Origin of the sequence: Campylobacter concisus, from assembly GCF_050447485.1 — a bacterium.
In the GTDB taxonomy this organism is placed as follows: domain Bacteria; phylum Campylobacterota; class Campylobacteria; order Campylobacterales; family Campylobacteraceae; genus Campylobacter_A; species Campylobacter_A concisus_BQ.
On record NZ_JALMFY010000001.1, the window covers coordinates 1,386,355 to 1,411,452 of the forward strand.

Annotated in this window: 30 protein-coding genes; 12 read left to right on the forward strand and 18 right to left on the reverse strand. The window is 41.7% G+C overall.

Annotated features, from left to right (window positions below; genetic code table 11):
• Positions 1–4: 4 nt before the first annotated feature.
• From MTT29_RS07015 to glmM, 3 genes are read right to left on the reverse strand one after another with little or no spacing between them, the layout of a single operon-like run.
• Positions 5–367, reverse strand: coding sequence for an NINE protein (locus MTT29_RS07015; protein WP_149704812.1), 363 nt, complete (start codon positions 365–367; stop codon positions 5–7).
• Positions 357–809, reverse strand: a complete 453-nt coding sequence (gene lspA / locus MTT29_RS07020; RefSeq protein ID WP_149704811.1) for a signal peptidase II — start codon at positions 807–809, stop codon at positions 357–359. The genes MTT29_RS07015 and lspA overlap by 11 nt, the downstream gene beginning before the upstream one ends.
• Positions 802–2,142, reverse strand: coding sequence for a phosphoglucosamine mutase (gene glmM, locus MTT29_RS07025; RefSeq protein ID WP_004317384.1), 1,341 nt, complete (start codon positions 2,140–2,142; stop codon positions 802–804). The genes lspA and glmM overlap by 8 nt, the downstream gene beginning before the upstream one ends.
• 157 nt (positions 2,143–2,299) lie before the next feature.
• On the opposite strand from glmM, the gene rpsT reads away from it, so the two are divergent.
• From rpsT to MTT29_RS07045, 4 genes are all read left to right on the forward strand, one after another.
• Positions 2,300–2,569 (forward strand): 30S ribosomal protein S20, encoded by a 270-nt coding sequence (gene rpsT, locus MTT29_RS07030; RefSeq protein WP_004317319.1) that lies wholly within the window; start codon positions 2,300–2,302, stop codon positions 2,567–2,569.
• Between the two features lie 14 nt (positions 2,570–2,583).
• Positions 2,584–3,651 (forward strand): peptide chain release factor 1, encoded by a 1,068-nt coding sequence (gene prfA, locus MTT29_RS07035; RefSeq protein ID WP_004317452.1) that lies wholly within the window; start codon positions 2,584–2,586, stop codon positions 3,649–3,651.
• 297 nt (positions 3,652–3,948) lie between these two features.
• Positions 3,949–4,368 carry a TOBE domain-containing protein gene (locus tag MTT29_RS07040; protein WP_103635904.1) on the forward strand — a complete coding sequence of 140 codons (420 nt, stop codon included), beginning with the start codon at positions 3,949–3,951 and terminating at the stop codon, positions 4,366–4,368.
• A 354-nt stretch (positions 4,369–4,722) separates the two neighbouring features.
• The gene (locus MTT29_RS07045) at positions 4,723–6,288 is read left to right on the forward strand and encodes a flavocytochrome c (RefSeq protein ID WP_429800172.1); all 1,566 of its coding nucleotides are present in this window, start codon (positions 4,723–4,725) and stop codon (positions 6,286–6,288) included.
• Positions 6,289–6,317: 29 nt separating this feature from the next.
• Here the strand turns inward: MTT29_RS07045 and MTT29_RS07050 are convergent, their stop codons facing one another.
• Together MTT29_RS07050 and MTT29_RS07055 are read right to left on the reverse strand one after the other, a co-directional pair.
• A complete protein-coding gene (locus MTT29_RS07050; RefSeq protein WP_103567888.1) occupies positions 6,318–6,551 on the reverse strand; it encodes a winged helix-turn-helix domain-containing protein in 234 nt (77 codons plus the stop codon).
• Positions 6,542–6,907 carry a diacylglycerol kinase gene (locus tag MTT29_RS07055; protein WP_107855978.1) on the reverse strand — a complete coding sequence of 122 codons (366 nt, stop codon included), beginning with the start codon at positions 6,905–6,907 and terminating at the stop codon, positions 6,542–6,544. Before MTT29_RS07055 ends, MTT29_RS07050 begins: the two co-directional genes overlap by 10 nt.
• A 53-nt stretch (positions 6,908–6,960) precedes the next feature.
• On the opposite strand from MTT29_RS07055, the gene MTT29_RS07060 reads away from it, so the two are divergent.
• On the forward strand, positions 6,961–7,719 hold the full coding sequence (locus MTT29_RS07060) for an exodeoxyribonuclease III (protein ID WP_429800173.1): 759 nt from the start codon (positions 6,961–6,963) through the stop codon (positions 7,717–7,719).
• Here the strand turns inward: MTT29_RS07060 and MTT29_RS07065 are convergent.
• A complete protein-coding gene (locus MTT29_RS07065) occupies positions 7,716–8,273 on the reverse strand; it encodes a manganese efflux pump MntP family protein (protein ID WP_103594475.1) in 558 nt (185 codons plus the stop codon). The genes MTT29_RS07060 and MTT29_RS07065 overlap by 4 nt on opposite strands.
• 108 nt (positions 8,274–8,381) lie before the next feature.
• On the opposite strand from MTT29_RS07065, the gene MTT29_RS07070 reads away from it, so the two are divergent.
• Together MTT29_RS07070 and MTT29_RS07075 are read left to right on the forward strand one after the other, a co-directional pair.
• Entirely contained in the window at positions 8,382–9,131 is a 750-nt protein-coding gene (locus MTT29_RS07070) for a DUF4197 domain-containing protein (RefSeq protein WP_429800174.1), read from the forward strand.
• On the forward strand, positions 9,128–10,006 hold the full coding sequence (locus MTT29_RS07075) for a DMT family transporter (RefSeq protein WP_429800175.1): 879 nt from the start codon (positions 9,128–9,130) through the stop codon (positions 10,004–10,006). Before MTT29_RS07070 ends, MTT29_RS07075 begins: the two co-directional genes overlap by 4 nt.
• Here MTT29_RS07075 and MTT29_RS07080 read toward each other — a convergent pair.
• Complete coding sequence (locus MTT29_RS07080; RefSeq protein WP_429800176.1) at positions 10,003–10,728, reverse strand: class I SAM-dependent methyltransferase; 726 nt, start codon at positions 10,726–10,728, stop codon at positions 10,003–10,005. The two genes, MTT29_RS07075 and MTT29_RS07080, sit on opposite strands and share 4 nt — an antisense overlap.
• 45 nt (positions 10,729–10,773) lie before the next feature.
• On the opposite strand from MTT29_RS07080, the gene MTT29_RS07085 reads away from it, so the two are divergent.
• Positions 10,774–11,166, forward strand: a complete 393-nt coding sequence (locus tag MTT29_RS07085; RefSeq protein WP_429800177.1) for an acyl-CoA thioesterase — start codon at positions 10,774–10,776, stop codon at positions 11,164–11,166.
• On the opposite strand, the gene MTT29_RS07090 is transcribed toward MTT29_RS07085, so the two are convergent.
• Positions 11,157–11,516: a Fur family transcriptional regulator gene (locus MTT29_RS07090; protein WP_087581934.1), complete on the reverse strand. Its 360-nt coding sequence runs from the start codon at positions 11,514–11,516 to the stop codon at positions 11,157–11,159. The two genes, MTT29_RS07085 and MTT29_RS07090, sit on opposite strands and share 10 nt — an antisense overlap.
• Positions 11,517–11,660: 144 nt before the next feature.
• On the opposite strand from MTT29_RS07090, the gene MTT29_RS07095 reads away from it, so the two are divergent.
• The 4 genes from MTT29_RS07095 to MTT29_RS07110 are packed head-to-tail and all read left to right on the forward strand — an operon-like array spanning position 11,661 to position 15,660.
• Positions 11,661–12,569, forward strand: a complete 909-nt coding sequence (locus MTT29_RS07095; protein WP_103597842.1) for a metal ABC transporter solute-binding protein, Zn/Mn family — start codon at positions 11,661–11,663, stop codon at positions 12,567–12,569.
• Positions 12,570–12,571: 2 nt separating this feature from the next.
• Complete coding sequence (locus MTT29_RS07100; RefSeq protein WP_429800178.1) at positions 12,572–14,065, forward strand: nickel/cobalt transporter; 1,494 nt, start codon at positions 12,572–12,574, stop codon at positions 14,063–14,065.
• Positions 14,062–14,844, forward strand: a complete 783-nt coding sequence (locus tag MTT29_RS07105; RefSeq protein WP_429800179.1) for a metal ABC transporter ATP-binding protein — start codon at positions 14,062–14,064, stop codon at positions 14,842–14,844. The genes MTT29_RS07100 and MTT29_RS07105 overlap by 4 nt, the downstream gene beginning before the upstream one ends.
• Positions 14,845–14,853: 9 nt before the next feature.
• Positions 14,854–15,660: a metal ABC transporter permease gene (locus MTT29_RS07110; RefSeq protein ID WP_429800180.1), complete on the forward strand. Its 807-nt coding sequence runs from the start codon at positions 14,854–14,856 to the stop codon at positions 15,658–15,660.
• Here the strand turns inward: MTT29_RS07110 and MTT29_RS07115 are convergent.
• The 10 genes from MTT29_RS07115 to tig are packed head-to-tail and all read right to left on the reverse strand — an operon-like array spanning position 15,641 to position 25,058.
• Complete coding sequence (locus MTT29_RS07115; protein ID WP_429800181.1) at positions 15,641–16,972, reverse strand: MATE family efflux transporter; 1,332 nt, start codon at positions 16,970–16,972, stop codon at positions 15,641–15,643. The genes MTT29_RS07110 and MTT29_RS07115 overlap by 20 nt on opposite strands.
• A 12-nt stretch (positions 16,973–16,984) precedes the next feature.
• Positions 16,985–17,365, reverse strand: a complete 381-nt coding sequence (locus MTT29_RS07120; protein ID WP_429800182.1) for a VOC family protein — start codon at positions 17,363–17,365, stop codon at positions 16,985–16,987.
• A 14-nt stretch (positions 17,366–17,379) separates the two neighbouring features.
• Positions 17,380–18,105, reverse strand: a complete 726-nt coding sequence (locus MTT29_RS07125) for a TerC family protein (protein WP_103558312.1) — start codon at positions 18,103–18,105, stop codon at positions 17,380–17,382.
• Positions 18,098–18,685, reverse strand: coding sequence for a phosphoribosylglycinamide formyltransferase (purN, locus tag MTT29_RS07130; RefSeq protein ID WP_429800183.1), 588 nt, complete (start codon positions 18,683–18,685; stop codon positions 18,098–18,100). Before purN ends, MTT29_RS07125 begins: the two co-directional genes overlap by 8 nt.
• Positions 18,667–20,070, reverse strand: coding sequence for an NAD(P)H-hydrate dehydratase (locus MTT29_RS07135; RefSeq protein WP_429800184.1), 1,404 nt, complete (start codon positions 20,068–20,070; stop codon positions 18,667–18,669). Before MTT29_RS07135 ends, purN begins: the two co-directional genes overlap by 19 nt.
• 1 nt (position 20,071) lies before the next feature.
• Positions 20,072–21,577 (reverse strand): YifB family Mg chelatase-like AAA ATPase, encoded by a 1,506-nt coding sequence (locus MTT29_RS07140; protein WP_429800185.1) that lies wholly within the window; start codon positions 21,575–21,577, stop codon positions 20,072–20,074.
• Positions 21,574–22,092 (reverse strand): peptide deformylase, encoded by a 519-nt coding sequence (gene def, locus MTT29_RS07145; RefSeq protein ID WP_107849437.1) that lies wholly within the window; start codon positions 22,090–22,092, stop codon positions 21,574–21,576. Before def ends, MTT29_RS07140 begins: the two co-directional genes overlap by 4 nt.
• A 1-nt stretch (position 22,093) precedes the next feature.
• Positions 22,094–23,128, reverse strand: a complete 1,035-nt coding sequence (locus MTT29_RS07150) for a GGDEF domain-containing protein (RefSeq protein WP_429800186.1) — start codon at positions 23,126–23,128, stop codon at positions 22,094–22,096.
• Between the two features lie 8 nt (positions 23,129–23,136).
• A complete protein-coding gene (gene clpP, locus MTT29_RS07155; protein WP_429800187.1) occupies positions 23,137–23,727 on the reverse strand; it encodes an ATP-dependent Clp endopeptidase proteolytic subunit ClpP in 591 nt (196 codons plus the stop codon).
• Positions 23,727–25,058, reverse strand: coding sequence for a trigger factor (tig, locus tag MTT29_RS07160; protein WP_429800188.1), 1,332 nt, complete (start codon positions 25,056–25,058; stop codon positions 23,727–23,729). Before tig ends, clpP begins: the two co-directional genes overlap by 1 nt.
• Positions 25,059–25,098 lie beyond the last annotated feature (40 nt).

The window sequence follows — 25,098 nt, forward strand, 5'->3', positions numbered from 1 at the left end:
CTCCTTATCTAAAAAGTATCTCTTTTCTAGCTTCAAATTCAGCCTTGCTGATCGCACCACTCTCAAAAAGCTCGTAAAGCCTTTTTAAGTCATCTTCTTTATCTTTTAGTTTTACTCTCTCTTTTAGCTCGGCCTTTTGTAAATTTTTCTCGACATAAGCGCCAACCAAAAATGCATCGATTATCCACCAAATGCCCCAAATAGCCAAAAATAAGTAGCCAATTAGAATTACAGCTAACGATGAGCCAACGAAAAATAACCCCATCATCAAAAAACCAGTGATAAATTTACCAAGGTAAATTCTATGCGCTCCAAGCCAGCCAGTAAGTAGCCAAAGCGCGTATGCGACGTAGATATTATTTCCCACTCTCTCTCCTTTTTCTAAAACTTTGCCAAAGTATCATCACGACGCAAAGATCGATCATCACATCAGCGAAGTTAAAGACTGCAAAGTTAAACCACTTATGCCAAAAGACATAATCCACGACGCCGCCATGGATAAATCTATCTGTGATATTTGAGCTACCAGCTCCTAACAAAGCTCCAAGCCAAATGGCATGCGAGCAAAGCAGTTTTTTTTCAACGACTAGATAGACAAAAACGCCTAAAATGAGGGCGATCTGGATAAATTTAAGCCACTCATTTAAAAAGGCAAACATCGAAAATGCAACGCCCTTATTATATGTAAGAACTAGCGAGAAAAACTCGCCCTCCCACGAAAAACCATCTATAAATATCATCTTTATCGCTTGATCAACGATAAAAATGAGAAAAAACGCGATGAAAAATTTAACTAAGCTTTTACGCATTTAGGGCTTTTACGAAAAATTTCTCAACTTCATCCATGCGTTTTTCAACTAAAGTTTGATTTTTACCTTCAAGCAAAAGTCTGATCAAATTTTCAGTGCCAGAGTATCTAAAGAGCGATCTTATGCCCTCTTTTGCAAGGCTAGCCTCAAGCTCTTTTAGCCCCTCTATCTTATCAAGCGGCTTTTTCTCTGTGATCTTTAAATTTAGTAAAATTTGCGGATACGGCTTTAACTCACCAAAAATTTCACTAGCTTTTTTGCCTTTTTTAAGCATCATTGCTACAACTTGCATCGAAGTAACAAGGCCGTCGCCAGTCTTGGCGTAGTCGTTAAATATGACGTGACCGCTTTGCTCGCCACCAAAATTTATGCCATTTTCTTTCATCATCTCAAGCACGTATTTATCGCCTACGTTTGAGCGAAGTAGCTTGATCTTGTGAGCTTTTAGATAGTCATCAAGCGCGGCGTTACTCATTACTGTAGCCACGATGGCTCCACCTTTTAGCGCCTTTTGCTCGTGCAAAAATGCTGCTAGTGAGCCAAGTATCGCGTCGCCATGCACAACTTCGCCATTTTCATCGACAACGACAAGTCTATCAGCATCGCCGTCAAATGCAAAGCCGATGTCAGCACGAAGCCTTTTTACCTCGCTTGCTAGATCTTCTGGGTGAAGTGCGCCGCAGTTTTGGTTGATGTTGCTACCATTTGGCTCATTGTTTATGACGATGACATCAGCTCCAAGCTCGCTAAATACAGTTGGTGCGACCTTATAAGCAGCTCCGTTTGCCACATCTAAAACTACTCGTAAATTCTTTAAATTTAGCTCTTTTGGGAATGAATTTTTGATCTGGACGATATATCTGCCGATAACATCGTCGATCCTCTTGTTTGCGCCGATCTCTGTCATCGTCTTTTGGGCATTTGCGATGAGCTCGTCGTCGTAGAAGATTTTTTCTATCTCGGCCTCTATCGTCTCATCAAGCTTGTTGCCAAAGCTGTCAAAAAATTTGATGCCGTTATCGTAGTATGGGTTGTGTGAGGCGCTTATCATTATGCCAGCGTCACAGCGCATATTTTCTGTTAAAAATGCGATCGCAGGCGTTGGCATAGGGCCTATTTGAAGGACGTTGTAGCCAACTGCAGTTAGTCCTGCAACGATGGCGGTTTCGATCATATAGCCACTTTTTCTAGTATCTTTTCCAACCAAAATCACATTTGTCGCTGAGGTCTTTCTAAAGTAAATTCCAGCAGCCATTGCAAGGCGCATAGATGTTTGAGCTGAAAGCTTTTCGCCAGCCTTACCACGAACTCCGTCTGTTCCAAAAAGTTTCATCAATTTATCCTTTTTATTATAAAATGGTGCTATTTTATCAGAAATTATCAAATTTAAAATCTAAAATTTTATTTGTTTTAAAGCAGACTTAAATTCAGTTACAATTAAATATATTTTTCATATAATCACGGACTAAAATTATCAAAAAAGGTATATTATGGCAAACCATAAATCTGCTGAAAAAAGAGCTAGACAAACTATAAAAAGAACAGAGAGAAACAGATTTTACCGCACTAGACTTAAAAATATCACAAAAGCAGTGCGTGTAGCTGTAGAAGCTAAAGATCTAAATGCTGCAAATGAAGCTTTAAAAGTTGCTAACAAAAGCATCCACAGCTTCGTAAGTAGAGGCTTTTTGAAGAAACAAACTGCTGCTCGTCGCGTTAGTCGCCTTGCTCAATTAGTAAATACTCTAAAAGCTGCTTAATCTATTAAATTTTAATGTTTGCTGATAAACTTCATCCATTTTTGGATCGCTATGATGAAATTTCTACGCTTCTAAGCGATCCAAATATAGCAAACGATATCGAAAAGATGACAAAGCTCTCAAAAGAGCAATCATCTATCGAACCAGTCGCAACTGCTGCAAAAAAATATCTACAAATTCTAAACGACATCGAAGAGAATAAAGCCTTACTTGAGGATTCTGAGCTTGGCGAGCTTGCAAAAGATGAGCTTAAAAATTTAGAAATTTCAAGAGAGAAGCTTGAAGAAGAGATTAAAATTTTACTTCTCCCAAAAGATCCAAACGATGATAAAAATATATTTTTAGAAATTCGCGCAGGTACTGGTGGTGACGAGGCTGCACTATTTGTTGGAGATCTTTTTAACGCTTACATCAGATATGCAGAGCTTCGTGGATATAAATTTGAGATCGTTAGCCAAAGCGAGGGCAACACTGGCGGCTTTAAAGAGATCATCGTGCTCATAAAGGGCAAAGGCGCTTACTCTAGGCTAAAATTTGAAGGTGGCACACATAGGGTTCAGCGTGTGCCAGAGACTGAGAGTCAGGGCAGGGTGCACACCTCGGCTGTGACTGTGGCTATCATGCCAGAGGTCGAAGATAGCGAGATCGAGATCAATCCAAATGATATAAGAGTTGATGTTATGAGAAGCTCAGGCCACGGCGGCCAGTCGGTCAATACAACCGATAGTGCCGTTAGGATCACGCACATACCAACAGGACTTGTTGTGACAAACCAAGATGGCAAGAGCCAGCACAAGAATAAAGAAGCTGCGATGAAGGTGCTAAAAGCTAGACTTTACGAGATGCAAGAGCAAGAGAGGCTTGCAAAAGAGACTAGTGAGCGAAAGAGCCAAGTAGGCACTGGAGACCGCTCAGGCAGGATAAGAACTTATAACTACCCACAAAACCGCATAAGTGATCACCGCATCAATTTAACTCTTTACCGCCTTGATGCTATCATGGCAGCGGGGCTATTTGACGAGATCATAGAGCCGCTCATCACTCACTATCAAGCTGAAGCTATGCTTGAAGCTGGCATTTAAACACCCTAACTTCTATTATTTCTAAACTCAAATTTATAAATTTCTCTTGTTTAAATTTAAAATTTAGAGTCAAATTTTATAAAAATAAGGTAAAGGTAATATTTTAGTAATATTTATTTGAAAAAATTATTTAAATTATTTTTGTAAATTTGACCTTATAAATAGCGTTATTTTAGCGTTTGAGAAGTTTTAAATTTTAATTTTTGATATTATAAAATTTCATATAACAATTTTAAGTTTGCATTAAAAGTATTACTTTACAATGTCAAAACAATTTAAATCATAAAAAGGAAAAATATGTCACTAAGTGCAAGAAATCAACTAAGCGTTGAGATATCAGAAGTAAGAACAGGCGCGGTAAATTCGCTAATAGCTGGTAAAATCGCAGGTGGTGAGGTGCTAAAAGCAACTATTACGGTTGATAGTGAGAAAGCTCTTGATCTTAAAGTTGGCAAAAAAGCTATATTTTTATTCAAGGCTTCAAGCGTTATCGTTTCAAAAGATGACAGCATAAAACTTAGCGCAACAAACCAAATCAAAGGCGTTGTTAGCGAGATAAAAGACGGCGCTGTAAATGCTGAGGTTATCATCGACGCAAATGGCAGCAAAATTTCAGCTATCATCACAAGAGAGTCAGTTCAAAATTTAGCTTTAAAAGTAGGCGACAAAGTAACTGCTATCATTAAAGCAACTCAAATAATAGTTGGTGTTAAATAATTTTCGGAGCAAATTTGCTCCGATTTTCCTTTAAACTAATATTTTTTATTAAGCTATAAAAGAAAATCCTCCCAAAAATCTAAAAAAATTGATCTATAAAAAATTTAATTCATATTCATTTCTGGCAAATTTTAAAATTTAAATTTCTAAACTTTATGCTAAATTTACTTTAAATGCCTATTTTACGTCAATCCAAAGTCAAATTTGGATAAAAATAGTGTCAATAAATATTACCAAACTACGCTCTATTCGCACTTAGCTTTAATAAAATTTAATTTAAAAAATTAATTAGGCTATTTTAATAAAAAAATCGTATAATCTAGTTAGTGAATATCTTACTTCAAAGGAGAGAGCATGAAAAATTCAGGTTTATCTAGAAGAGATTTTGTCAAATTTAGCGCTATCGGTGCTACGGCACTAGGCATGGGCGCAACAAATTTAATGGCCACACCAATGAACGAAAAAGATGTCAAATGGGACGAGGAGTATGACGTAGTCATCATCGGCTCAGGCTTTGCGGCTCTTGCAGCTGGCGTGACATCAGCCAAAAAAGGCAACAAAGTCGTTCTGATCGAAAAAATGGGCCGCACAGGTGGCAACTCTGTCATCAATGGCGGAATTTTTGCCGTTCCAAATAGCGACATGCAAAAGAAAGCTGGCATCAAAGATAGCACCGAGCTGTTTATCAAAGACTGTTTGAAAGCAGGTCGCGGCATCAACCACGTTGATCTTTTGGCAAAGATCGGCGAGAGAGCGCAAGATGCATACAAACTCACACTTGATTGTGGTGCAAAATATATCGACCAGATCACTCACGCAGGCGGTCACTCAGTGCCAAGAAGTCTTCAAACAGAGGTCGGCAGCGGCGCTGGCATCGTGCTCCCTATGACTGCGACATTTGAAAAGTTAGAGGGCGCATCGATCAAAAAAAGGACAAAATTTGATGATTTCGTCTTTGACGACAAGGGCGCAGTTGTGGGTGTCATCGTCAGAGAAAACTACAAATTTGATGGCAATTTGATGAGTGACGATGTCGAAAACAAAGGTGGCGATACAAAATATATAAAAGCCAAAAAAGGCGTCGTACTAGCAGCTGGTGGCTTTTGTAGGGATAAAATTTTTAGACGCCTTCAAGATCCAAGGATCACACCTGAGACAGACTCAACAAACCAACCAGGCTCAACAGCAGGCGCGCTTTTAGCGGCATTTAGAGCTGGTGCTTATCCAGTTCAGCCAAGCTGGATCCAATACGGCCCTTGGGGATGTGCTGACGAGACAGGCTTTGGCGTTGGATCTATGTTTAACGTAAATGGCTCTTTTCCGTTTGGAATTTCAGTCAATCCAAGAACTGGCAAACGCTATATGAACGAGCTTGCAGACCGCAGGACAAGAACTGAAGCGATGTTTAAAGTCATCCACGAAAAGGGCGAAGACGATAAAAACTTCCCTATCAACTTCTGCGACTCAAGAGCCCTTCCTCACATGCTTCCAGCTCACTATGAAAAGGCTATCGCAGCTGGAATTTGCAAGAAATTTGACACACTCGATGCTTTGGCAGCTGAGTATAAGATCCCAGTTGATGAGCTCAAAAAAACAGTCGCAAGATACAACGAATTTGTCAAAAAAGGCGTTGATGAGGACTTTGGCAAACCAGTTGCTGCGACTACGACAAAGGGCATTGATATCTCAGTCCCGCCGTTTTACGCAGAGCGTGGCACGCCAAAAGTTCACCACACAATGGGTGGCCTAAATATCAACACAAAAGCCCAAGTCATGAACTCTCAAACAGCTATGCCTATACCAAATTTATATGCAGCTGGCGAGATCACAGGTGGCGTTCACGGAGCCAGCCGTCTAGGATCAGTTGCGATAACTGATTGCTTGACATTTGGTATGATCGCTGCTGAAACTATAGGCTAAAACAAGTAGTGGCAGGCATTTGCTTGCCACTATAAATTTTTAAATCTATAAACCCCGTTTTTTACCCGCTCAAAAATTTTCTTCTCTTCAAGCAGCTTAAACGTGCTTATCACGGTTGGTTTGCTCACATTTAGCTTCTCGCAAATTTCTGAAATTTTAAGCACGATAAAGCCATTTTCATCGCTTAGCTCGCAAAGTAAATTTATGATCTCTACCTTTTTCTCGCCAAGAAGCGCTTTGTAAATTTCTTTTTCTAGCCCCAAATTTTATATCCTATCGCCACGCACCAAAGCGCGCCACATAAGAAATTTGCGATCATCACGGCCGCACTTCCAGCGTCCTTTGCCGCTTTTGCTAGGGCATGATAGTCTGGGCTCGCAAGATCAGTCACTCGCTCTAGGCTTGAGTTTAGGCACTCGCAAACTAGCACAAATGCCATGCTAAAGATCAAAAATAGGTTAAAAATAAGGTCAAATTTCCAAAAAAATAGTGAGATCGTAGCTACCAAAAATATACAAATTTCTATGCGAAAGCTCTTCTCGTTTTTAAAAATTTCAGCCAAACCCTCTCTTGCGTAGCCAAAATTTTTAAAAAATTTATACGTTGGCTGGTTTCTCATAACTTTCCTTTTTGTGATTTTTGGCATAATTATAATTAAAAAAAGGATGAAATTTGAAACTTATTAGCTGGAACGTAAATGGGCTGCGTGCAGTCGTGGCAAAAGAGGGCTTTGCTTGGCTTGATGAGGTTAGGCCTGATTTTTTGGGACTGCAAGAGATCAAAGTCAAAGAGGACGACGTGCCAAAAGAAATTTACAATCTTGGCTTTAAAGATATCAGTGTAAATTCAGGCGCAAGGGCTGGCTATTCTGGCGTGATGAGCCTGGCTAAATTTGACGTGCAAACGCAAAAAGCGGCCTTTTTTGACGATACGGAGGGGCGAGTTTTGGAGCATAGATTTGGCGATATCGTGCTTTTTAACATCTACTTTCCAAACGGCCAAAAGGACGACGAGAGGCTAGCTTACAAGATGGACTTTTACGAGAAATTTCTAGCTTACTGCAAAGAGCTAGTAAAAAGCGGCAAAGAGGTGATATTTTGCGGCGACGTAAATACCGCTCACCGCGAGATCGACCTGAAAAATCCAAAGGCAAATGCCAAGACTTCGGGCTTTTTGCCTATCGAGCGCGCGTGGATAGATGAGGTGCTAAAAAGCGGCTTTATAGATACATTTAGAGCCGTAAATGGCGACGTTGCGGACGCTTACTCATGGTGGAGCTACCGCTTTAATGCAAGGGCGAAAAACGTCGGCTGGAGGATTGATTATTTCTTTATCTCGCAGGGGCTAAAAGATAGGCTAAAAGACGCCTTCATCTTGCCAGAGATCACTGGCAGCGACCACTGCCCAGTTGGCATAGAGATAGAAATTTAGAGCACTCCCTCTTCTAACAGGTGGGTGATGAGGATTTTAAAGCCTAGAAATATAAGTATCGCTCCGCCCAAAAATAGCGCCTTTTTCTCTAAAATTTCACCCATAAATTTACCGATGTAAAAGGCGGCTAGGCTTAGCACAAAGCAGACTACGCCGATGATGAGCGCACTCTCAAATACATTAACCGCTTCAAAGCTAAGCGTGACGCCAACGGCAAATGCGTCGATGCTCGTGGCAAATGCGCCTATAAAAATGGTCTTAATATCCATGCCCAAAGAGTCGCCAGCCTCGCTACTACAGGCCTCTTTTAGCATTTTAAAACCAAGAAAACATAGTATAAAAAATGCGATGAAGTGATCGATAGAGCTTATAAATTTAGCAAAGCTAATGCCTAGAAAATAGCCAAGAAGCGGCATGAGAAACTGAAAAAAGCCAAGCATGAAGGCTATAAATAAAATTTTGCCAAGGGCAAGACTTTTATACCTTGCGCCGTTTGCCATATTTAGCGCTGCGCTATCCATGCTAAGAGCGAAGCTAAGAAGTAAAAGCTGCATAAATTCCCCTCAAAAAAGGGTGAATTTTAGTGCAAAAATATTAAATTTATTTTAAGCGTTTAGATATTTTTTGTATGATTTTGCTTTAAATTTAAAAAAGGAGAGAAGATGAAAAGATCACTTGTTATTCTTTGTGGCGCGCTTGTTTTAAATTTACAAGCCGCAAGCATGGACGATATGATAAATAAAGGTGTCAAAATCGCCACTCATGCATCAAGCGGCGACTACAAAAGTCTAGTTAGTGAGGCGCTAAATGCTGCTGTTAGCGAGCTTTCAAAAGAGGGCTTTATGAACAACGCCACAGCTAAAATCCCGCTTCCAAAAAGCCTTGAGATGGCGTCAAATTTAGCCAAAAAAGTGGGCGGCGAAAAGTGGGCGCAAGACCTTAGCAAGTCGATAAACAACGCTGCGACCACGGCCGTGCCAAAGGCTGCTGAAATTTTTAGCGAGAGCATAAAAAATATGAGCGAGGCAGACGTCAAAAAGCTCTTTAACGGCGGTAGCGACAGCGTTACAAAGTATCTGCAGGAAAGCTCTAGCAAAAAGCTAAAGGCGGTATTTACGCCGATAATTGAGAAAATGATGAGTGATAATAGCTTTGCGACTGCCTATAATGGGTTAAATTCTTTCATCGGCAACTCAGCAAAAAACAACGAAACGATAAAATCAGTAAAGAGCCTAGCTAAAAATTTAGGTGCTGGCGAATATGTGCCAGATGATGGCGAGGATCTAAACGCCTACATCACGAGAAAGACGCTAGATGGGCTATTTAACGTGATGAGCGAGAAGGAAAAGGGGCTAAGAGGCGGCTTTAGCCTAGATAGCGGCAAAAAGGTGCTAGACTCTATATTTAAATGAGAAATTTAAGCGCTCAAAACAGAGCTGACATCGCTCTTATCGTAGTTTCCATCGTTTGGGGCGCTACGTTTTTACCCATGGCAAACGCACTAAAGACAAATGGCGTCTTTGTCATGCTTTTTTGCCGGTTTTTTCTCTCGGCTATCTTTATGGGCTTTGTTGCGCTTAAATTTACTAAGAAATTTGACAAAAAAAGCGTCATCTACGGGCTTATCCTTGGTGCGGTGCTCTTTTTGTCATTTGCAACGCAAACTTACGCCCTAAAGCTCACATTTAGCTCGAGCGTCGCCTTTATCACGGGGCTTGAGTGTGTGATAGTCCCTTTTATGGCGGCGGTGTTTTTTAAAAATAATATAAGTATTTTTGCAATTTTAGGCGCACTCGTCGCTATTTTTGGGCTTTGGCTCTTAAGTGGCGCCACGCTCGCACTTGGGGCTGGAGAGGCTTTGGCTTTGATCTGCGCCATATTTTACGCACTTTACACGACACTAAATGGCCACTTTGTAAGAAAGAGCGAGCTTTATCTGCTAGTCTTTGTGGTCTTTCTCACAAATGCCCTGCTCTCGTTTGTTTTTGCGCTTTTTCAGGGCAGTATCGTGCCAAATTTTGATAGGGAATTTTTCATAGCGATATTTATCACGACGGTGATTGGCACCATATTTTGCTACTTTGTGCAAACTATCGCTCAAAGATATACGACCGCTAGCAAGGCGGCCTTGTTTTTCTGCCTAGAGCCAGTCTCTGCAGGGCTCATTGGCTACTTTTTTGCAGGCGAGATACTTATCATCTGGCAAATTTTTGGAGCCATGCTCATCATCTTTGGTGTCATTTTTAGCGAATTTGGTAAGCAAATTTGCTCTAAATTTAAGCTCTAAAAGACAAAAAGCTTCATTTGAGAGTCTATCTTTTCATCTATAAACTCGCCGTCAAATCTCTCTTTTAACATCGCTAAAACCGCCTTTTCATCGTAGTTTTTAGCCCCATTTATCTCAAGGTGCCAGCAGATATTTTCAGCTGCTTCTTGCACGCTTCGTCTAGCGATCCTAGTTTCGTTTAAAATTTGACTCTTATAAGCGATGCCTTGCTCATTTAGCCACGCTTCAAGCCTATCTACGACGTTTTTTTGAGAGAGCACGCGGCCAAATTTTTCAAAAAATGGCTCAAGTAGATCTGAGCTTCTAGGCTTGTCCCAGCCAAGATAGAGCTTTTGCTTGGCGCAGTTTTGAAATTTAGCAAAATCTTCATCGCTCGCAATGGCCGGGCTCATCGTGCAAATGGCGATATCAAAGTGCCTTGCTGGCTTAAATTCTCTCCACGAGCAAACCTCGCTGGTTAAATTTGTCACGCCAAATCTCTTTGCGTCCTCGTTTAAAATTTCTATCATCTTTTCTGAGCTATCGATGCCAGTTATATGCTTAGCCGTTTTTGATAAAAATATAGTCCAAACACCTGTGCCACAGCCTATATCTAAAATTTCTTTGCCGTTAAAGTCTATCCCCCAAGCCAAGGCTTTGCCATAAATTTGCTGCTGGATAGCGCTGATCTTGCCGTCAAATCTTTGGTAGTTTGACGCCTTTTTATCCCATAAATTTTGCATTTTAGCTCCTCTTTTTGGTTATAATTTTAGCAAAAAAGGTCAAAAATGAGAGATTTTATATATCGCGTCATCATCCCGCCACAAGCCATCGACATGCACGGACATATGAATAATGTCTATTATTTCACGCTTATGCAAGAGGCCGCATTTGCCCACTCTGCCGCTGTTGGCGACACGGTCGAGGCGCAGTATAAAAGGGGAGAAATTTGGCTCATTAGAAAAAATGAAGCAAAATATATAAAAAGCGCAAAGCTGATGGACAAGATAGAAATTCACACCTACACGCAGGCCGATGGCAAGGCCACTTCGAGCAGATATTTTGAGTTTAAAAAAGATGGCGAGCTAATAGCAACTGGCAAGACGGAATTTGTCTATATCGATCTAAAGACAAACCGCCCAAAAGCTATCCCAGCACAGATCATCGCGCTTTACTCGTGACCGCACTCGTCGCAAATGCCCTTTATCACGGCGCTTTTTATATTTTTAGCGACGCTTAGGTGTGGCATGTCGATGTTTGTCACCTTGTGGCAGACGTCGCAGATGAAGTAGGCTTTGGCTTCATTTGCTAGCTCGTAGTAGCTCTTGTGGTTGTTTTCAGTTTTTATCACGAGATTTTCTTTTTCGAAAATTTCCATACTTCTATAAAAGGTCGTCTTGTTTGCGTCAAGGCTCTCTAAAATTTCATCGTAGCTTAGTGGCGCCTTGGCGTTTTGTAAAATTTCAACAAGCTTTATGCGAAGCGTCGTAGCCTTGATATTGTGCTCTTCTAAGAAATTTCTCGCGTTCATCTTTGCCCTTTTCATTTTTTGTATATTAACGCTAAAAGATTTAAACTATATTTAAAAGAAAAGGCTAAATTTAGGCTTTCGCTTTTTAAGTTGCAACCAAGTTGCATTTTGCTAAACTTCGCAATTATTTTTAAAGGAGAGATAATGAGAAAAATTATCGTTTTTTTAGCTGTTTGTGCTTTGTCTCTTTTTGCAAAGCCGGTTGTAACTACTAGCATACTGCCAACGAAATTTTTCGTCGAGCAGATCGCTGGAGATACGCTTAGCGTAAATGCGATGGTTGGCAAAGGCGCTGATCCGCACACCTATGAGCCAAAGCCAAAGCAGATGAAGGAGCTTGAAAAGAGCGAGCTTTACTTTGCTATCGGCATCGAGTTTGAAGACGCGTGGCTTGATCGCTTCTCAAAGACGTTTAAAAATTTACGCATCGTAAAGACGCAGGAAGGCATCGAAAAGATCGCTATGAGCGAGGAGCATGAACATGAAGAGCACCACGAGCATAAGCACGAGGGTGAGCATAAGCATGAGCATCATGACCACGAGGGCGAGCACCATCATCACCACCACGACGGCCTTGATCCGCACATCTGGCTTGACCCTATCTTGGTAAAAACACAAGCTGATAACATCGCAAAGGCGCTAATAGAGAAATTCCCGCAAAATGCAAAGCTTTATGAGGAGAATTTGGCTAAATTTAAAGCTAGTCTTGACGAGCTTGATAGCTTTATCAAAAACGAGCTAAAAGATGTCAAAACTCGCGAATTTATCGTATATCACCCATCTTGGGGCTACTTTGCAAAGCGCTATAACTTAGAGCAAATCGCCATCGAGATAGAGGGCAAAGAGCCAAAGCCAGCTGAGCTAAAAGAGCTTATAGAAGAAGCCAAAGAGCACGGTGTAAAGGTCATTTTCGTGGCTCCACAATTTCCAACAAAGGCTGCAAATTTGATCGCAAAAGAGACTGGCTCAAAGGTCGTCATGATAGACCAACTGCCTGAAAACTGGCTAGCCGAGATGAAAAAAACGGCTGAAATTTTCGCAAAAAGTCTATAAAAATGTTAGCACGCCTGATCGTCATTTGCCTACTAGCGATAAATGCTTTCGGGTGTGCTCTATGCTCGCTTTATAGCCCAACAGCTCACGTTAGTGCGAAATTTGTCGCACACGAAAATAACATCACGCAGATAGCCTTTACTTGGACCTTTTCGCAAAATTTCTCAGATCTTATGAAGCAAAATTTTGACCTCAATCAAGATGAAAAGATAGATGAAAAAGAGCTTAGAAAGATCCGCTTAAATTTACTAGACTACCTCGTGCCAAGGCACTATTTGACGGACATTGAGTACTATTACAAGGATGAAAACGCCACTAAAATAGAGCCAAATTTAAACGAATACAAGCTCTATTTTGACGAGGGCAGGCTTAAATTTGACGTGAGTTTTAAGACAAATTTAGTGATCGCTGAGGGACTTGTCGTGTCGGTTGATATGGAGGACAAGGAGGGCTATTTTAACTTCAAATTTACGCAAAATAACGCATTTTTGGTGGGTAAAAGCTTCTGGGCGATACCAAATTCAAACTCAAATTTGATATTTTTTACATTTTCAAGCAAAGAAGCAGCCAAAGCTCACAACGAGAAGCCAGCGCTTAAAGAGCTGCTAAAAGAGCCAGTAGTAGGCGCGAGCGATGAGAATTTAAGCCAGATAGATAAGATCGATGAGGCGAAATTTGACATCGTCTCAAAAACTAGCCTAAGCTTGCTTGATAGGCTAAAGCAAATTTTAAGAAGCGTGGATTACAAAAGTCCGCTTGCGCTGCTATTTTTGGCACTTATCTCATTTGGCTATGGCTTCTTGCACGCTGCTGGAGCAGGCCATGGCAAGGTGCTAACAAGCTCATATTTTGCCGCAACTGGTGGCAGCTACAAAAGGGCGTTTTTATTTGCGCTAAAGATCGGCTTTTTGCACGTTGTGGGCGCATTTGTCTTTGTCTTTGCTAGCTTTTTGCTGCTTCGTGAAGTAAGCAGCGACCTCACAAAGGACACTGCTAGCATAACGACTGCGTTTTCTGGAGTTGTGATCTTTTTTGTGGCGATTTTTATGCTCGTTAAAAAGATCAAATTTTACCTTTCAAACAAAAATGAGACTAAATTTTATATTTTTAGATCAAATTTAAGCCAAAATTTGAGTAAAAATACAAAATTTAAAAGCGAGTGCGGCTGTCAAATTTGCTCAGCTAAAAAGCCAAAGAGCAAAGAGGAGTGGCTAGTAGCGGCCGCTGCAGCTCTTGTGCCCTGTCCAGGCACGATACTAGTCTTTGTGCTGGCAAATGAGATAGGTAGCTACTTTGCAGGCGTGATAAGCGGCGTATTTATGGCGCTTGGCATGAGTGTGGTGATATTTGTAGCGGCAGTTTTTGGCTCAAAGATCAGCACAAACATTAAGCTAAAAAAGTTTAAAATCTACGCAGAATTTGCAGCCCTTGGCATCATGCTTTGGCTTGGACTTTTCATTTTTGTCACGACATTTACGCAAAAGAGTCTGTTTTGAAAGATATTATAAAAATTAGAAATTTAAACTTTAGCTACGATAAGCAAGTCGTTTTAGAGGATATTAACTTAGAGTATAGTAGCGATGAGTTTTTAGCGATAATTGGCCCAAATGGCGGGGGCAAAAGCACGCTTTTAAAGCTCATTTTGGGTCTGCTTAAGCCTCAAAGTGGCGAGATAAAACTCTTTGGTAAAGAGCCAAGCGAGGTTAGTAAATTTATAGGCTACGTGCCGCAAAATTTCCTCTCAAATCAAAGCTTTCCGATGATGGTTCTAGAAGTTGTTTTGATGGGGCTAATCGATAAAAAAATCTTTGGCTTTTACTCAAAAGATGAAAAAGCCCTAGCACTAAGTGCCCTTGAGAAAGTTGGTATGAGGGAGTTTGCAAACGCAAGGATCGGCGAGCTAAGTGGCGGTCAAAGGCAGCGCGTCTATATCGCTAGAGCGCTTTGCGCAAACGCAAAAGTGCTCATCTTAGATGAGCCAACGGCAAGCATCGACACAAAAGGGCAGGCTGAAATTTATGAAATTTTAAAGGGCATAAACGCAAATGGCGTGGGCGTAGTTTTAGTCAGTCACGACCTAAATATCGTGCTAAATTATGCTACAAAGATCGCTTACGTGAGTAAAAATTTACACATTCACAAAACACATGAAAACCTTGCAAAGAGGGAATTTATCGAGCATCTAGCTAGAACGCACAGCCATTTTTGTGATGTCGAGATCGCACTTGGCGAGTGTGGCTGCGAAAAAACAAAGAGCAATATTTTTAAATTTTAAAGAGAGAAAATGAGTGAAATTTTAGAGTTAAATTTTATGCAAAATGCCTTTTGGGCGAGCATTTTAGTAAGCATAATATGCGGCATGATAGGCTCGCTTGTGGTGATAAACAAGATGACTTTCATCGCTGGAGGCATCGCACACGGCGCATATGGCGGCATAGGACTTGCGTTTTTCTTCTCACTCGAGCCACTTTTTGGAGCGAGCATATTTTCGCTGCTTCTAGCGCTCATCATCGCCACGATCACGCTAAAAGATAAGACAAACATCGACTCCGTAATAGGCGCTATTTGGGCGATTGGCATGGCGATTGGCATTATTTTCATCGATCTCACACCTGGCTATAACGCTGATCTTATGAGCTATCTTTTTGGCTCGATCCTTGCAGTTAGTGGCACAGATATTATCTTTATGAGCGTTTTAGACCTCTTGTTTTTGGCGCTCATCGCACTTTTTTACCGCCAGTTTGTGGCGATCAGCTTTGACGCGGAGTTTGCAAAACTTCGCGGGGTAAATACCACTTTTTTTCACTATCTGCTAGTTTGTATGATGGCGCTTTGCGTGGTGGCTACGATACGCGTGGTGGGGCTAATACTTGTCATTGCACTACTTACCATACCGCCTTATATTGCGCAAATTTTTGCCAAAAGGCTGGGGCTCATGATGCTTATCTCAACCATTTTTTCTATCATTTTTTGCTTTATCGGCCTTGTGATCAGCTTTTATTACAACCTCACAGGCGGAGCTAGTATCATCTTAGTCGCCTCGCTTTGCTTTTTTGCGTTTAGCTTTAAATTTAAAAGCTTGCGCTCGTAGCTCTTTTTAACCTAAAAAGCGTCCAAGCCAAAAAGCAAATCGCCGTAAAATAGACGCTAAAAAAGAGCGCTAGCCACATAAATTTGATCTCAAGTCCTAGCCAAAAGACCGCCGCGTAAAAGAGTGAGCATTGAAGCACGAGCTGTCTAAAGCCATTTAGCAAAAAGATCGCTACTGGGCGTTTTATCGCCTGCAAAGTGCTGCCTGAGATGTTTATCGTGCCGTAAGCCATGTAGGCAAGTGAGTTGATGCCAAGGTAGAGTTTGGCTACCTCAAGCACGGCTGGCGTGCTATCAAAGAGCCTGATCGCGCTCTCGCCAAAAAGCCTTATAAAGATGTAGGCAAAGACGCAGTAGATGAGCAAAAAAAGAAGCGATAGCTTGTAGCACTGCAATGCTCTTTGAAAGCTCTTAGCGCCGTAGTTTCTTGAGATGATGCTAAGCACTCCTGCTGCCATGCCGATGGTTGGAAGCACTAAAATTTGCTCGATCCTTAAAGCTATGCCATAACCTGCTACTGCATTTACGCCGTAAAAGCTCACAAATTTTAAAAGCACGAGCGAGCCAAGCGACATTGAGAGGTAGTTTAGACAAGCTGGCAAGGCTTGCTTTAGTATCTTTGCCCAGACGGCGAAATTTGGTACGAAGTAGCCTAAATTTCTAGGATCTATCATCTTGCTCTTTCTAACTTTAAAAAAGAGATAGAGCATGCCTAAAAACTGCACGCTAGCCGTAGCTAGAGCAAGGCCCTTTACACCAAGAGCAAAGCCAAAGGCAAAAAGATAGCAAAAAAATGCGTTGATAAAAAGGCCTAAAAATAGCCAGTTGCGGTAGCTTTTAGTATCGCCAAGCGCGACTAAAACGCCGTTAAGTGATTTTATAAGCAAGAAAAATGGAGCTGCAAGAAAGATGACACCAGCGTAGTCAAGTGCCTCTTTGATGTAGTGATGGTCAGCGCCTAAAATAACTAGTAAATTTGGTGCTAGCAAGTAGCCACATAGCCCCATAAAAAGGGCAAAAAGAAGCACGAAGATGATGCCATTTGAGGCGTAAAGTTTAGCCATTTTTGGTTTGTTTGCGCCTAGGCTGTTGCCTATTAGCGCGGTGAGTGCCGAGCCAAAGCCAAGCCCGATGCCAACGACGCTTAGATAGAGCAAAAAGCTCATCGCCATGCCAGCAACTGCTATGGTAGAAATTTTAGCGGCGAAAAATGTGCCAGTGACGTTGTAAAGGGTGTTAAACATCATGCCCACGCCAGCTGGCAGCGAGAGCGAGATGATTAGTTTATTTAGCGGGTCTTTTAGTAGGTCCAAGCTGCCTTCTTGTTAAATTTCATATGAGCTAAGTTCTATCAAATTTCCATCAAAATCGTAAATATATAAACTCTTCATTGCCCCAAGTGCTCCATTTCGCCTAACGATGTCAAGCTCGATCTCTACGCCTTTTGCAAGAAGCTCCGAGCGCACGTCTTCTATGTTGTCTTCAACTATTAAACATATATCAGCACTGCCCTTTGTTGGGTGCTTTGCCGCAGGTAAAAACTCGCCCTCAAACCTATGTAAATTTATCTTTTGTGAGCCAAAATTTAGGCTAATGTGACCGTCTTTCTGGGATAGTCGCATGCCTAAAATGTCGCAGTAAAATTTAAGCGCCTCTTCAACGTTGCTTACTACGAGCACGATGTGATCTAAATTTTTTATCTGCATTTTGGCTCACATCTTTATTTTTGATCTCTTAATGCCCTTTTTCTAGCGTAGATATTTAGGCATTCAACCGCTAGTGAGAAGCCCATAGCAAAGTAGATGTAGCCCTTTGGTACATGCACGCCAAAGCCATCAAGCACGAGCGCAAAGCCAACAAGCACCAAAAATGCTAGTGCGAGCATTTTTATCGTTGGGTTGTTATCGACAAATTCAGAGATCGCCTTTGAGGCAAACATCATCACGCCAACTGCGATGATGACGGCAAGTATCATGATGTCGATGTGCTGAGCCATACCAACTGCGGTGATAACGCTATCAAGCGAAAATACTATGTCTAAAATGCCTATTTCTAGGATAGTCGCAAAAAATCCTGGATGAGATTTGCTCTCGTGAGCCTCTTCATGCTTGCCAGTGGCGTTTGCGTGGATCTCCATTGATGATTTTACTATCAAAAATAGACCGCCTATTATGAGCACCAGATCGCGCCCAGTGATGCTAAGCTCGCCTATGCTAAAGAGCGGCTTTGTAAGCTTCATGATCCAAAATAGCGAAAGTAGCAGGATGATCCTAGTGATCATCGCAAAGCCAAGCCCTAAAATGCGGCCTTTGCCCCTTTGCTCTGGCGGCAGTTTGCCTACTAAAATAGCGATAAATATGATGTTATCTATGCCTAAAACTATCTCCAAGCCAGTTAGCGTAAGTAGCGATATCCACGCCTCTGGCGAACTTAACCATTCAAACATTTACTTCCTTTGTTAAAATTTTTATTATACTTTGGGGCAAAATTTCATGCTCTATGGCGTGAATTTTAGCCTCCCACTCATCTAAACTCATGCCATCCTCACGCTCAAACGCCCTTTGCGCGATCAGTTTGCCACCATCAAGCTCCTCGCTCACATAATGCACGCTCACACCGCCTATCATCATGTCGCTCTCAAAGCTCTCCTTTATCGCATGTGCGCCCTTAAAAAGCGGTAGGATAGATGGGTGAATGTTTATGGCTTTTATCTGCGCCGTGAAAACCGGCGTTAGTATCCGCATAAAGCCAGCAAGCACCGTTAGATCAGCCCCACTTTTTAAAATTTGCTCCACCAAAACAGCGTCAAATTCCTCACGATTTTTAAATTTAGCACTCTCTATTATAGTCGTTTCAAGCCCAAATTTCTTAGCACGCTCTATGCCAAATGCACCTGGCTTATTACAGATACAAAGGCAAACCTCGATCTTTACACCGTTAAAAATTTGATTATGAACTTTTTTAAGTATCGCTTCTAAATTTGAGCCACTGCCGCTAAAAAGCACGGCTATCTTTTTCGTAAGCATTTTACTCCTTTGATGATGTCTGTTGGCTCAAGCGCGTAGCTGTTTTTGCTAAAATTTTTAAGACTAAGCGCGTGAGCTAAAGTGGCTGAGATAGCAGCATTTAGTGGCTCATAGCCTTGAGCTAAAAGTGCTAGCACAAGACCGCTTAGCACGTCGCCGCTTCCGCCTTTTGCAAGTGCGTTTTTGCCATAAGGCATGACGTAAATTTGCCCCTCTTTAGCGATTATAGTATTTGCCCCTTTTAACACAAGAACAGCCTTAAATTTCTCGCTCCAAGCCCTCGCGTAAGCGTATCTGTTTTCTTGCAAAGTTTGCACATCTATATCGGCTATTTTGCAAATTTTTAAAAGCGAGCAAAACTCCTTTGGATGAGGTGTCAAGACGCAGTTCTCGCTTAGTAGATCAAGTACTTTTGAGCTGTAAAAGATATCAGCGTCAAGCACAAGCTTTTTGCCCTTTAAATTTTGCACTTCAAGCTCTTCTACGCCCTTTTTGCCAAGCCCCATGCCAAGGGCTCCAGCGTTCATTTTCTCACTTATCTTGCTAGCTTGCATGATATGCGTTGGTAAATTTAAACCCTGCTCGCCTATCACGCTAACTAGCCCAGCTCCAAAGGCAAATGCCGCCTTTGCGCAAAGCTTACTAGCTCCCACATGCTCGCCAGATATGATAAATGCGTGGCCAAAGTCGCCCTTATTTACGCACTGATTTTTTCTATTTGGAAGTATAAGATCACTTTTTTCAAGTAGGTGGTAGTCGCTCTCGCACTCGTAATTTTGCGTGCTTATGCCAAGTGTGGCGACCTTTATCTTGCCAACGTAGTCCTTTGCCGCGTCGCTATAAAGCCCAAGCTTTCTAGCTCCCATCATGATCGTAATATCTGCTTTTACGCAAGCACCAAGCACTTTGCCCTCGCTACTTAGCCCACTTGGCACATCACAAGCGATAGTGTAGGCAGAGCTTTTGTTTATCTTTGAGATAAGCTCTATGTGATTTTCGTCTAAATTTCTATTTAAGCCAGAGCCAAAAAGTCCGTCTATGACGCATTTTGCACTATTTAAGCCATTTTCTACATCTTCACTCTCGCGCACACCAGCAGACTTAGCTCGCTCAAGCTGCTCAATGGCTAGTGGCTTTAAATTCTGACTAGCTAATATAAATTCACATTCGAACTCACCCTCGATCATTCTTAACGCACAAAGCACGTCAGAACTGTTATTGCCACTTCCACAAACACCTAGTACTCTCTCGCCTTTTTTAAATTTCTTACGGATAAAATTTGCTATGGCTGCGGCTGCATTTTCCATTAAAAGCTCTTCGCTAAGGTCAAATTTCTCGCTTGCTCGCTCGTCCAAAACTCTCGTGTCTAAATATAAATTCTTCATTTTATGCCCTAAAACTAAGCGCCTCTAGGATGTGGGGCTTTAAAATTTGCTCGCTCTCATCAAGATCGGCGATGCTTCTAGCCACTCTAAGCGTCCTTTTTATGCCCCTTTGAGAGAGGTTGTACTTCGTGGCGGCCTTTTGTAAAATTTCACTTGCCTCGGCGTTTAACGTGCAAAATTTAGCCACCTGCGCGTCATTTAGCTTGCCATTTAGCTCATCTTGACCCCGCCTTTTTTGAAAGATAAAGGCTTTTAAAACCATCTCGCTCATCTGCTGCGAGCTCAAACTCGCCTTATCATCTGGTGAGCTCTCATCCATCGCGACTTTTAAGTCTATGCGGTCAAGCACTGGGGCTGAAATTCTGGCTTTGTAGTTTTTTATCTCATTTTCGCTGCATTTGCAGTTTAGGTTGCGGGAGAATAAATTTCCACAAGGGCAGGGATTTTGAGCGGCTACGAAGATAAATTTAGTCTCATAAGTCACTTTTGAATTTACCCTTGCGATGTGGATTTGATTGTCCTCAAGTGGCTCTCTTAGGCTTTCGATCACCTGTTTAGCAAAGTGTGGGAACTCATCAAAAAATAGCACTCCGCCATTTGCAAGTGCTATCTCGCCAATCTTTGCGACGTTTGAGCCACCGCCAAATATCGAGCTTTTAGTCGAGGTGTGATGAGGCGAGCGAAAGGCTCTAGTGCTTGTAAATTCGCTATCTTGCAGGTTTAGCGAGCGGTAGGCGGCGGACTTTAACACCTCTTCTAGGCTTTGTGGTGCCATGATATAGACGAGGCGTTTTGCGCACATGCTCTTGCCGCTGCCTGGGCTGCCTTCAAATAAGATATTGTGCATGCCAACGGCTGCGACGACGCAGGCTCTTTTAGCTCTTTCTTGACCCAAAACGTCCTTAAAATCAAGCTCGAAGCTTAAATTTGGAACATATCTTTTGCCGCCAACTTCTATCACATTTGAAAATAGCTCGTGCGTGGCGCTAAAATGCGTGCTTTTAGCAAATTCTGCGTCGCTAAAAAACTTTATCGCCTCTTCTAGTGTGCTAACGCCATAAACCTCTAAATTTGGGATCATCGAGGCTTTAGCAGCCATCTCTTTTGGCACTAAAATTTTAGCCTTTTGCACCTGCGTGCTTAAAAAAAGTAGGATTGAAAACAAATTTGCCGTGCTTTTTACGCTCCCGTCTAATCCAAGCTCGCCAAAGACAAAAATTTTCTCCAAGCTTTTTGCCTTTTGAAGAGCGATGAGAAGGGCGATGCTGAGGTCAAAGTGTGAGCCACTTTTTGGCAGGTCTGAGGGGGATAAATTTATGGTTATTTTCTGAGCAGGAAAGGCAAAGTCAAGCGCTAAAAGTGCCGCCTTTACACGCTCCGTGCTCTCTTTGATACTGGTGCTTGCAAGACCCACGATACTAAAGCCAGGAAGCCCACGAGAAAAGATCGACTCAACATCAATGATCTTTAGTCCGTCGCCGTAAGTAGCACATTTTAGGGACTTCATGATGTCTTTTCTTTTTTTTGCTTTTTGTATTCCTTGTCGAATTTTTTGCGTTTGTTAAAGCCTATTTTTTCTATAAAAAGATGTCCGTCTAGGTGGTCATTTTCATGCTGGATAGCGATCGCTAGTAGCCCATCAGTCTTTAAGGTCTGCTCTTTGCCAAAGCGGTCTTGAAATTTGATGCTAACGACCTCACTTCGCTTAACGTCCTCGTAGTAGCCAGGCACGCTAAGGCAGCCCTCTTGATAGACGCACTCGCCCTCACGTAGCTCAAATTTTGGGTTTATGATCTCGATTAAATTTTCTTTATCTTGCACGCCCTCTTCGTTGGCTAAATTTATGATGAAAATTCTCTTTGCAACGCCTATTTGTATGGCCGCAAGGCCGATGCCTTCTTTTGCGATCATCGTCTCATACATATCATCAAGAAGTTTGTGAAGCTTCTCATCGAAGACTTCAACCACTTTTGAAATTTCATAAAGTTTTTTATTTGGATAGGATAAAACTTCTAGGATCAAACTAATTCTCTGCTTTCTCGTCTAAAAATAGTGGCTCATTTAGGTCTTGGTTGTTCTCTAGCTTGTCAAGTGCGTGAGAGAGCAACTCTTCGGTGCTTTTCGTCTTTGAGATCATGCTTGAGACGATCTGCACTTCGAGCTTGCACTCTTCGTTGTCGATCTTCCAAGGCATAGATGAGAGCATGTTTAAAATTCTAGCGCACGCTTGCTTTGTGCCGTTTTCGTCGGTGTATTTCATCACCATAGCAAAACAGCCATCGCCGTAGTGTGCGACTATATCACTTCTACGTGAAGTCCTTAAAAGAAGCTGCGACATGCTTTTAAACATATTGTTTCGCTCTTTTAAATTTTTAACGCGATTTGCAAATTTGTCTTTTATCTTGACTAACAAAAATGAGGCATTATAGCCGTAGCGCCTAACAGACTCGATCTCGCTGCTTATGGTCGCTACTAGAAATTTCTTGTTATAGACCTCATAAGTCGTATCGTAGATCGACTGCTCTTCGATCGCCTTAAACATCTTGCCGACCTCTTCATAGCTCATCTTGATGACGTCAAGGTGCTTATCCATGAGGTCGTTTAGCTTGATGAGGTCTTGGTTAAAGGCGCTTAAAACATTTTGAAGCGCAAGGACATTTGTGTTGTTTTTAAGCCCATCCATACGCTTTTGCACTAGGCCTCTCATAACGCCTAAATTTTTGTAGATGAGCACGACTGCTTGAAGCATGCTCTTTATCTGGATAAAGCCTTGTTTTACCTCTTTTTCGATAGAGATGTTGCCATTTGTCGGCACTGAACTTTCAGAATTTGCCACTATGATATCGCCGATCTCTTTTCTAAACTCATCTGACTGCCCATCAAGCATCTTTTCAAAGTAGATAGAGTAGTTTGTCGGTGTAGATGGGACGTTGTCATCACTTAGTTCGTGCAAAACGTCCTCTGAAAATTTATAGATATTTACCTTTTCTTTTTTGACAGCTGGTTTTGCTTCAGCTGCTTTTTTCTTTGGATCTGGTGCGTTATCTATCTTTATCACTTTGGGCCTTATTTAAAACTTTTCTCCAAAATTTTATCGACAAGTCCGTACTCTTTAGCTTCAGCTGAGCTCATAAAGAAGTCGCGCTCAGTATCTTTTACGATCTTGCTTAGCTTTTGGCCTGTATTTTTTGCCAAAATTCCATTTAAAATTTCTTTCAAACGTAAAATTTCACGAGCTTGTATCTCGATATCAGTCGCTTGTCCTCTAGCACCGCCAAGTGGTTGGTGTATCATGATACGAGAATTTGGCAGCGCATATCTCTTTCCAGGTGCGCCACAGCTTAGTAAAAATGCACCCATACTTGCAGCCTGACCGACGCAGATCGTGCAAACATCTGGCTTTATGTAGTTCATCGTGTCATAGATGCTAAAGCCACTTGTTATCACGCCACCTGGTGAGTTTATATAAAGGTAGATATCTTTATCTGGATCTTCAGCCTCTAAAAATAGCAGCTGAGCGACGATAGAAGCAGCCATGCCGTCCTCTATCTCGCCACTTAGCATAACGATCCTGTCTTTTAAAAGACGGGAGTATATATCATAGCTTCGCTCACCTCTACTAGTTCTTTCAACTACGACAGGAACGTAATAGCTCATTACTCAGCCTTCTCTTTTTTGCTTGCTTTTTTCTCGTCTTTTTCTTTGTTGAAAAGCTCGCTAAATAGCTTCTCTTCGATCATCGACATCTTTATAGCTGGGAGCATGCCTTGGTTGCGGTACATCTCAAGGTGTGCTTTTGGATCTTGACCGCTTCTATACGCCTCAAAATAGATCGCTTGAACAACCTCTTGATCGCTCACTTTCACGCCTCTTACGCGAGCTAGCTCATCGATGATGAAAGTTAGGCGAACGCTATTTTCAGCGTCTTTTCTATACTCGTCACGTTTTTTGGCTAGAGCATCTTTGTCCTCTCTAAATTTCTTCATATCGTCTGGAGTAAATGAGCTCCATGCGTTTCTAAACTGCATATCGATCTCTTGCTCGACAATATTTTTTGGGACGTCAAATTTAAATTTCTCAACCACGGCTTCAGCAAATTTTGGTTTTAGCTCTTCGTTTATAAGTTTATAAATTTTCTCTTGGCGAATTTGCTCTTTTATGCGCTCTTCAAGTAGCTCTTCAGTTGGTTTTTCTTCATTTGGAAGGATAGTTTTTAGCATCTCTTCGTCTAGCTTCTCAGGGATCTTTCTCTCTTGAATTTCATGAAGTTTGACTTTAAAAACAGCGTCTTTGCCAGCTAAATGTGCAGCGCCGTAGTTTTCTGGGAATTTAACCTCGATATCTTTTTCGCCGCCAGCTTTTATGCCTACCATGCCGTCTTCAAAGCCTGGGATGAATTGATTTGATCCGATCTCAAGCACGTAGTTTTCAGCCTTGCCACCTTCAAATGCAACGCCATCAACAAAGCCCTCAAAGTCAAATTTAGCAAAATCGCCCACTTTTAGGCCTCTTTTGCTATCTACTTTTTCAAGCGGAGCTATCATTTTTAAAAGCTCAGTTTTCTTCTCATCGATATCTTTTTTCAAAACGCGTGGGTTTGAAAACTCAGGTATCAAGCTCTCATAGCCGCTCACATCGACGCTTGGCTTAAATGAAACTGTTAGCTCAACGTCGATCTTGCCATCTTTTTTGTCAAATTTTGAAACGATAGGTTCGCCGATAAGTTCGTCATTTTTCTTGCCTGCTTGTTTGATAGCCTCTTCGACCACATCTCTTAAGACATCTTGCTCAGCGTCGTTTGTTAGCTCTTTCTCGTAGCGTTTTAGCACGACAGCGACTGGTACATGACCTTGTCTAAAGCCATCTACTTTCATAGTTTTTGCCGCTTTTCTTGCTAGTTTTTCTACGCTAGACTTTATAGCATCTGCACTTACAGTCGTGCTTGCTAGGGTATTTACGCTATCTAGAGCTTTGATTTTGATTTCCATCGAATTCCTTTATGAATACAAATTTTTAGCCCAAAATATA

Bases quoted from the DNA above. Each gene is read 5' to 3' on its own strand.
- rpsT (WP_004317319.1), top strand. From the start codon at position 2,300: ATGGCAAACCATAAATCTGCTGAAAAAAGAGCTAGACAAACTATAAAA.
- MTT29_RS07140 (WP_429800185.1), bottom strand. From the start codon at position 21,577: ATGAAGTCCCTAAAATGTGCTACTTACGGCGACGGACTAAAGATCATT.
- MTT29_RS07095 (WP_103597842.1), top strand. From the start codon at position 11,661: ATGAGAAAAATTATCGTTTTTTTAGCTGTTTGTGCTTTGTCTCTTTTT.
- MTT29_RS07065 (WP_103594475.1), bottom strand. From the start codon at position 8,273: ATGCAGCTTTTACTTCTTAGCTTCGCTCTTAGCATGGATAGCGCAGCG.
- MTT29_RS07110 (WP_429800180.1), top strand. From the start codon at position 14,854: ATGAGTGAAATTTTAGAGTTAAATTTTATGCAAAATGCCTTTTGGGCG.
- clpP (WP_429800187.1), bottom strand. From the start codon at position 23,727: ATGAGCTATTACGTTCCTGTCGTAGTTGAAAGAACTAGTAGAGGTGAG.
- MTT29_RS07070 (WP_429800174.1), top strand. From the start codon at position 8,382: ATGAAAAGATCACTTGTTATTCTTTGTGGCGCGCTTGTTTTAAATTTA.
- MTT29_RS07080 (WP_429800176.1), bottom strand. From the start codon at position 10,728: ATGCAAAATTTATGGGATAAAAAGGCGTCAAACTACCAAAGATTTGAC.
- glmM (WP_004317384.1), bottom strand. From the start codon at position 2,142: ATGAAACTTTTTGGAACAGACGGAGTTCGTGGTAAGGCTGGCGAAAAG.
- lspA (WP_149704811.1), bottom strand. From the start codon at position 809: ATGCGTAAAAGCTTAGTTAAATTTTTCATCGCGTTTTTTCTCATTTTT.
- MTT29_RS07135 (WP_429800184.1), bottom strand. From the start codon at position 20,070: ATGAAGAATTTATATTTAGACACGAGAGTTTTGGACGAGCGAGCAAGC.
- MTT29_RS07055 (WP_107855978.1), bottom strand. From the start codon at position 6,907: ATGAGAAACCAGCCAACGTATAAATTTTTTAAAAATTTTGGCTACGCA.
- MTT29_RS07090 (WP_087581934.1), bottom strand. From the start codon at position 11,516: ATGAACGCGAGAAATTTCTTAGAAGAGCACAATATCAAGGCTACGACG.
- MTT29_RS07045 (WP_429800172.1), top strand. From the start codon at position 4,723: ATGAAAAATTCAGGTTTATCTAGAAGAGATTTTGTCAAATTTAGCGCT.
- MTT29_RS07085 (WP_429800177.1), top strand. From the start codon at position 10,774: ATGAGAGATTTTATATATCGCGTCATCATCCCGCCACAAGCCATCGAC.
- MTT29_RS07125 (WP_103558312.1), bottom strand. From the start codon at position 18,105: ATGTTTGAATGGTTAAGTTCGCCAGAGGCGTGGATATCGCTACTTACG.
- MTT29_RS07100 (WP_429800178.1), top strand. From the start codon at position 12,572: ATGTTAGCACGCCTGATCGTCATTTGCCTACTAGCGATAAATGCTTTC.
- MTT29_RS07120 (WP_429800182.1), bottom strand. From the start codon at position 17,365: ATGCAGATAAAAAATTTAGATCACATCGTGCTCGTAGTAAGCAACGTT.
- tig (WP_429800188.1), bottom strand. From the start codon at position 25,058: ATGGAAATCAAAATCAAAGCTCTAGATAGCGTAAATACCCTAGCAAGC.
- MTT29_RS07075 (WP_429800175.1), top strand. From the start codon at position 9,128: ATGAGAAATTTAAGCGCTCAAAACAGAGCTGACATCGCTCTTATCGTA.
- purN (WP_429800183.1), bottom strand. From the start codon at position 18,685: ATGCTTACGAAAAAGATAGCCGTGCTTTTTAGCGGCAGTGGCTCAAAT.
- MTT29_RS07040 (WP_103635904.1), top strand. From the start codon at position 3,949: ATGTCACTAAGTGCAAGAAATCAACTAAGCGTTGAGATATCAGAAGTA.
- prfA (WP_004317452.1), top strand. From the start codon at position 2,584: ATGTTTGCTGATAAACTTCATCCATTTTTGGATCGCTATGATGAAATT.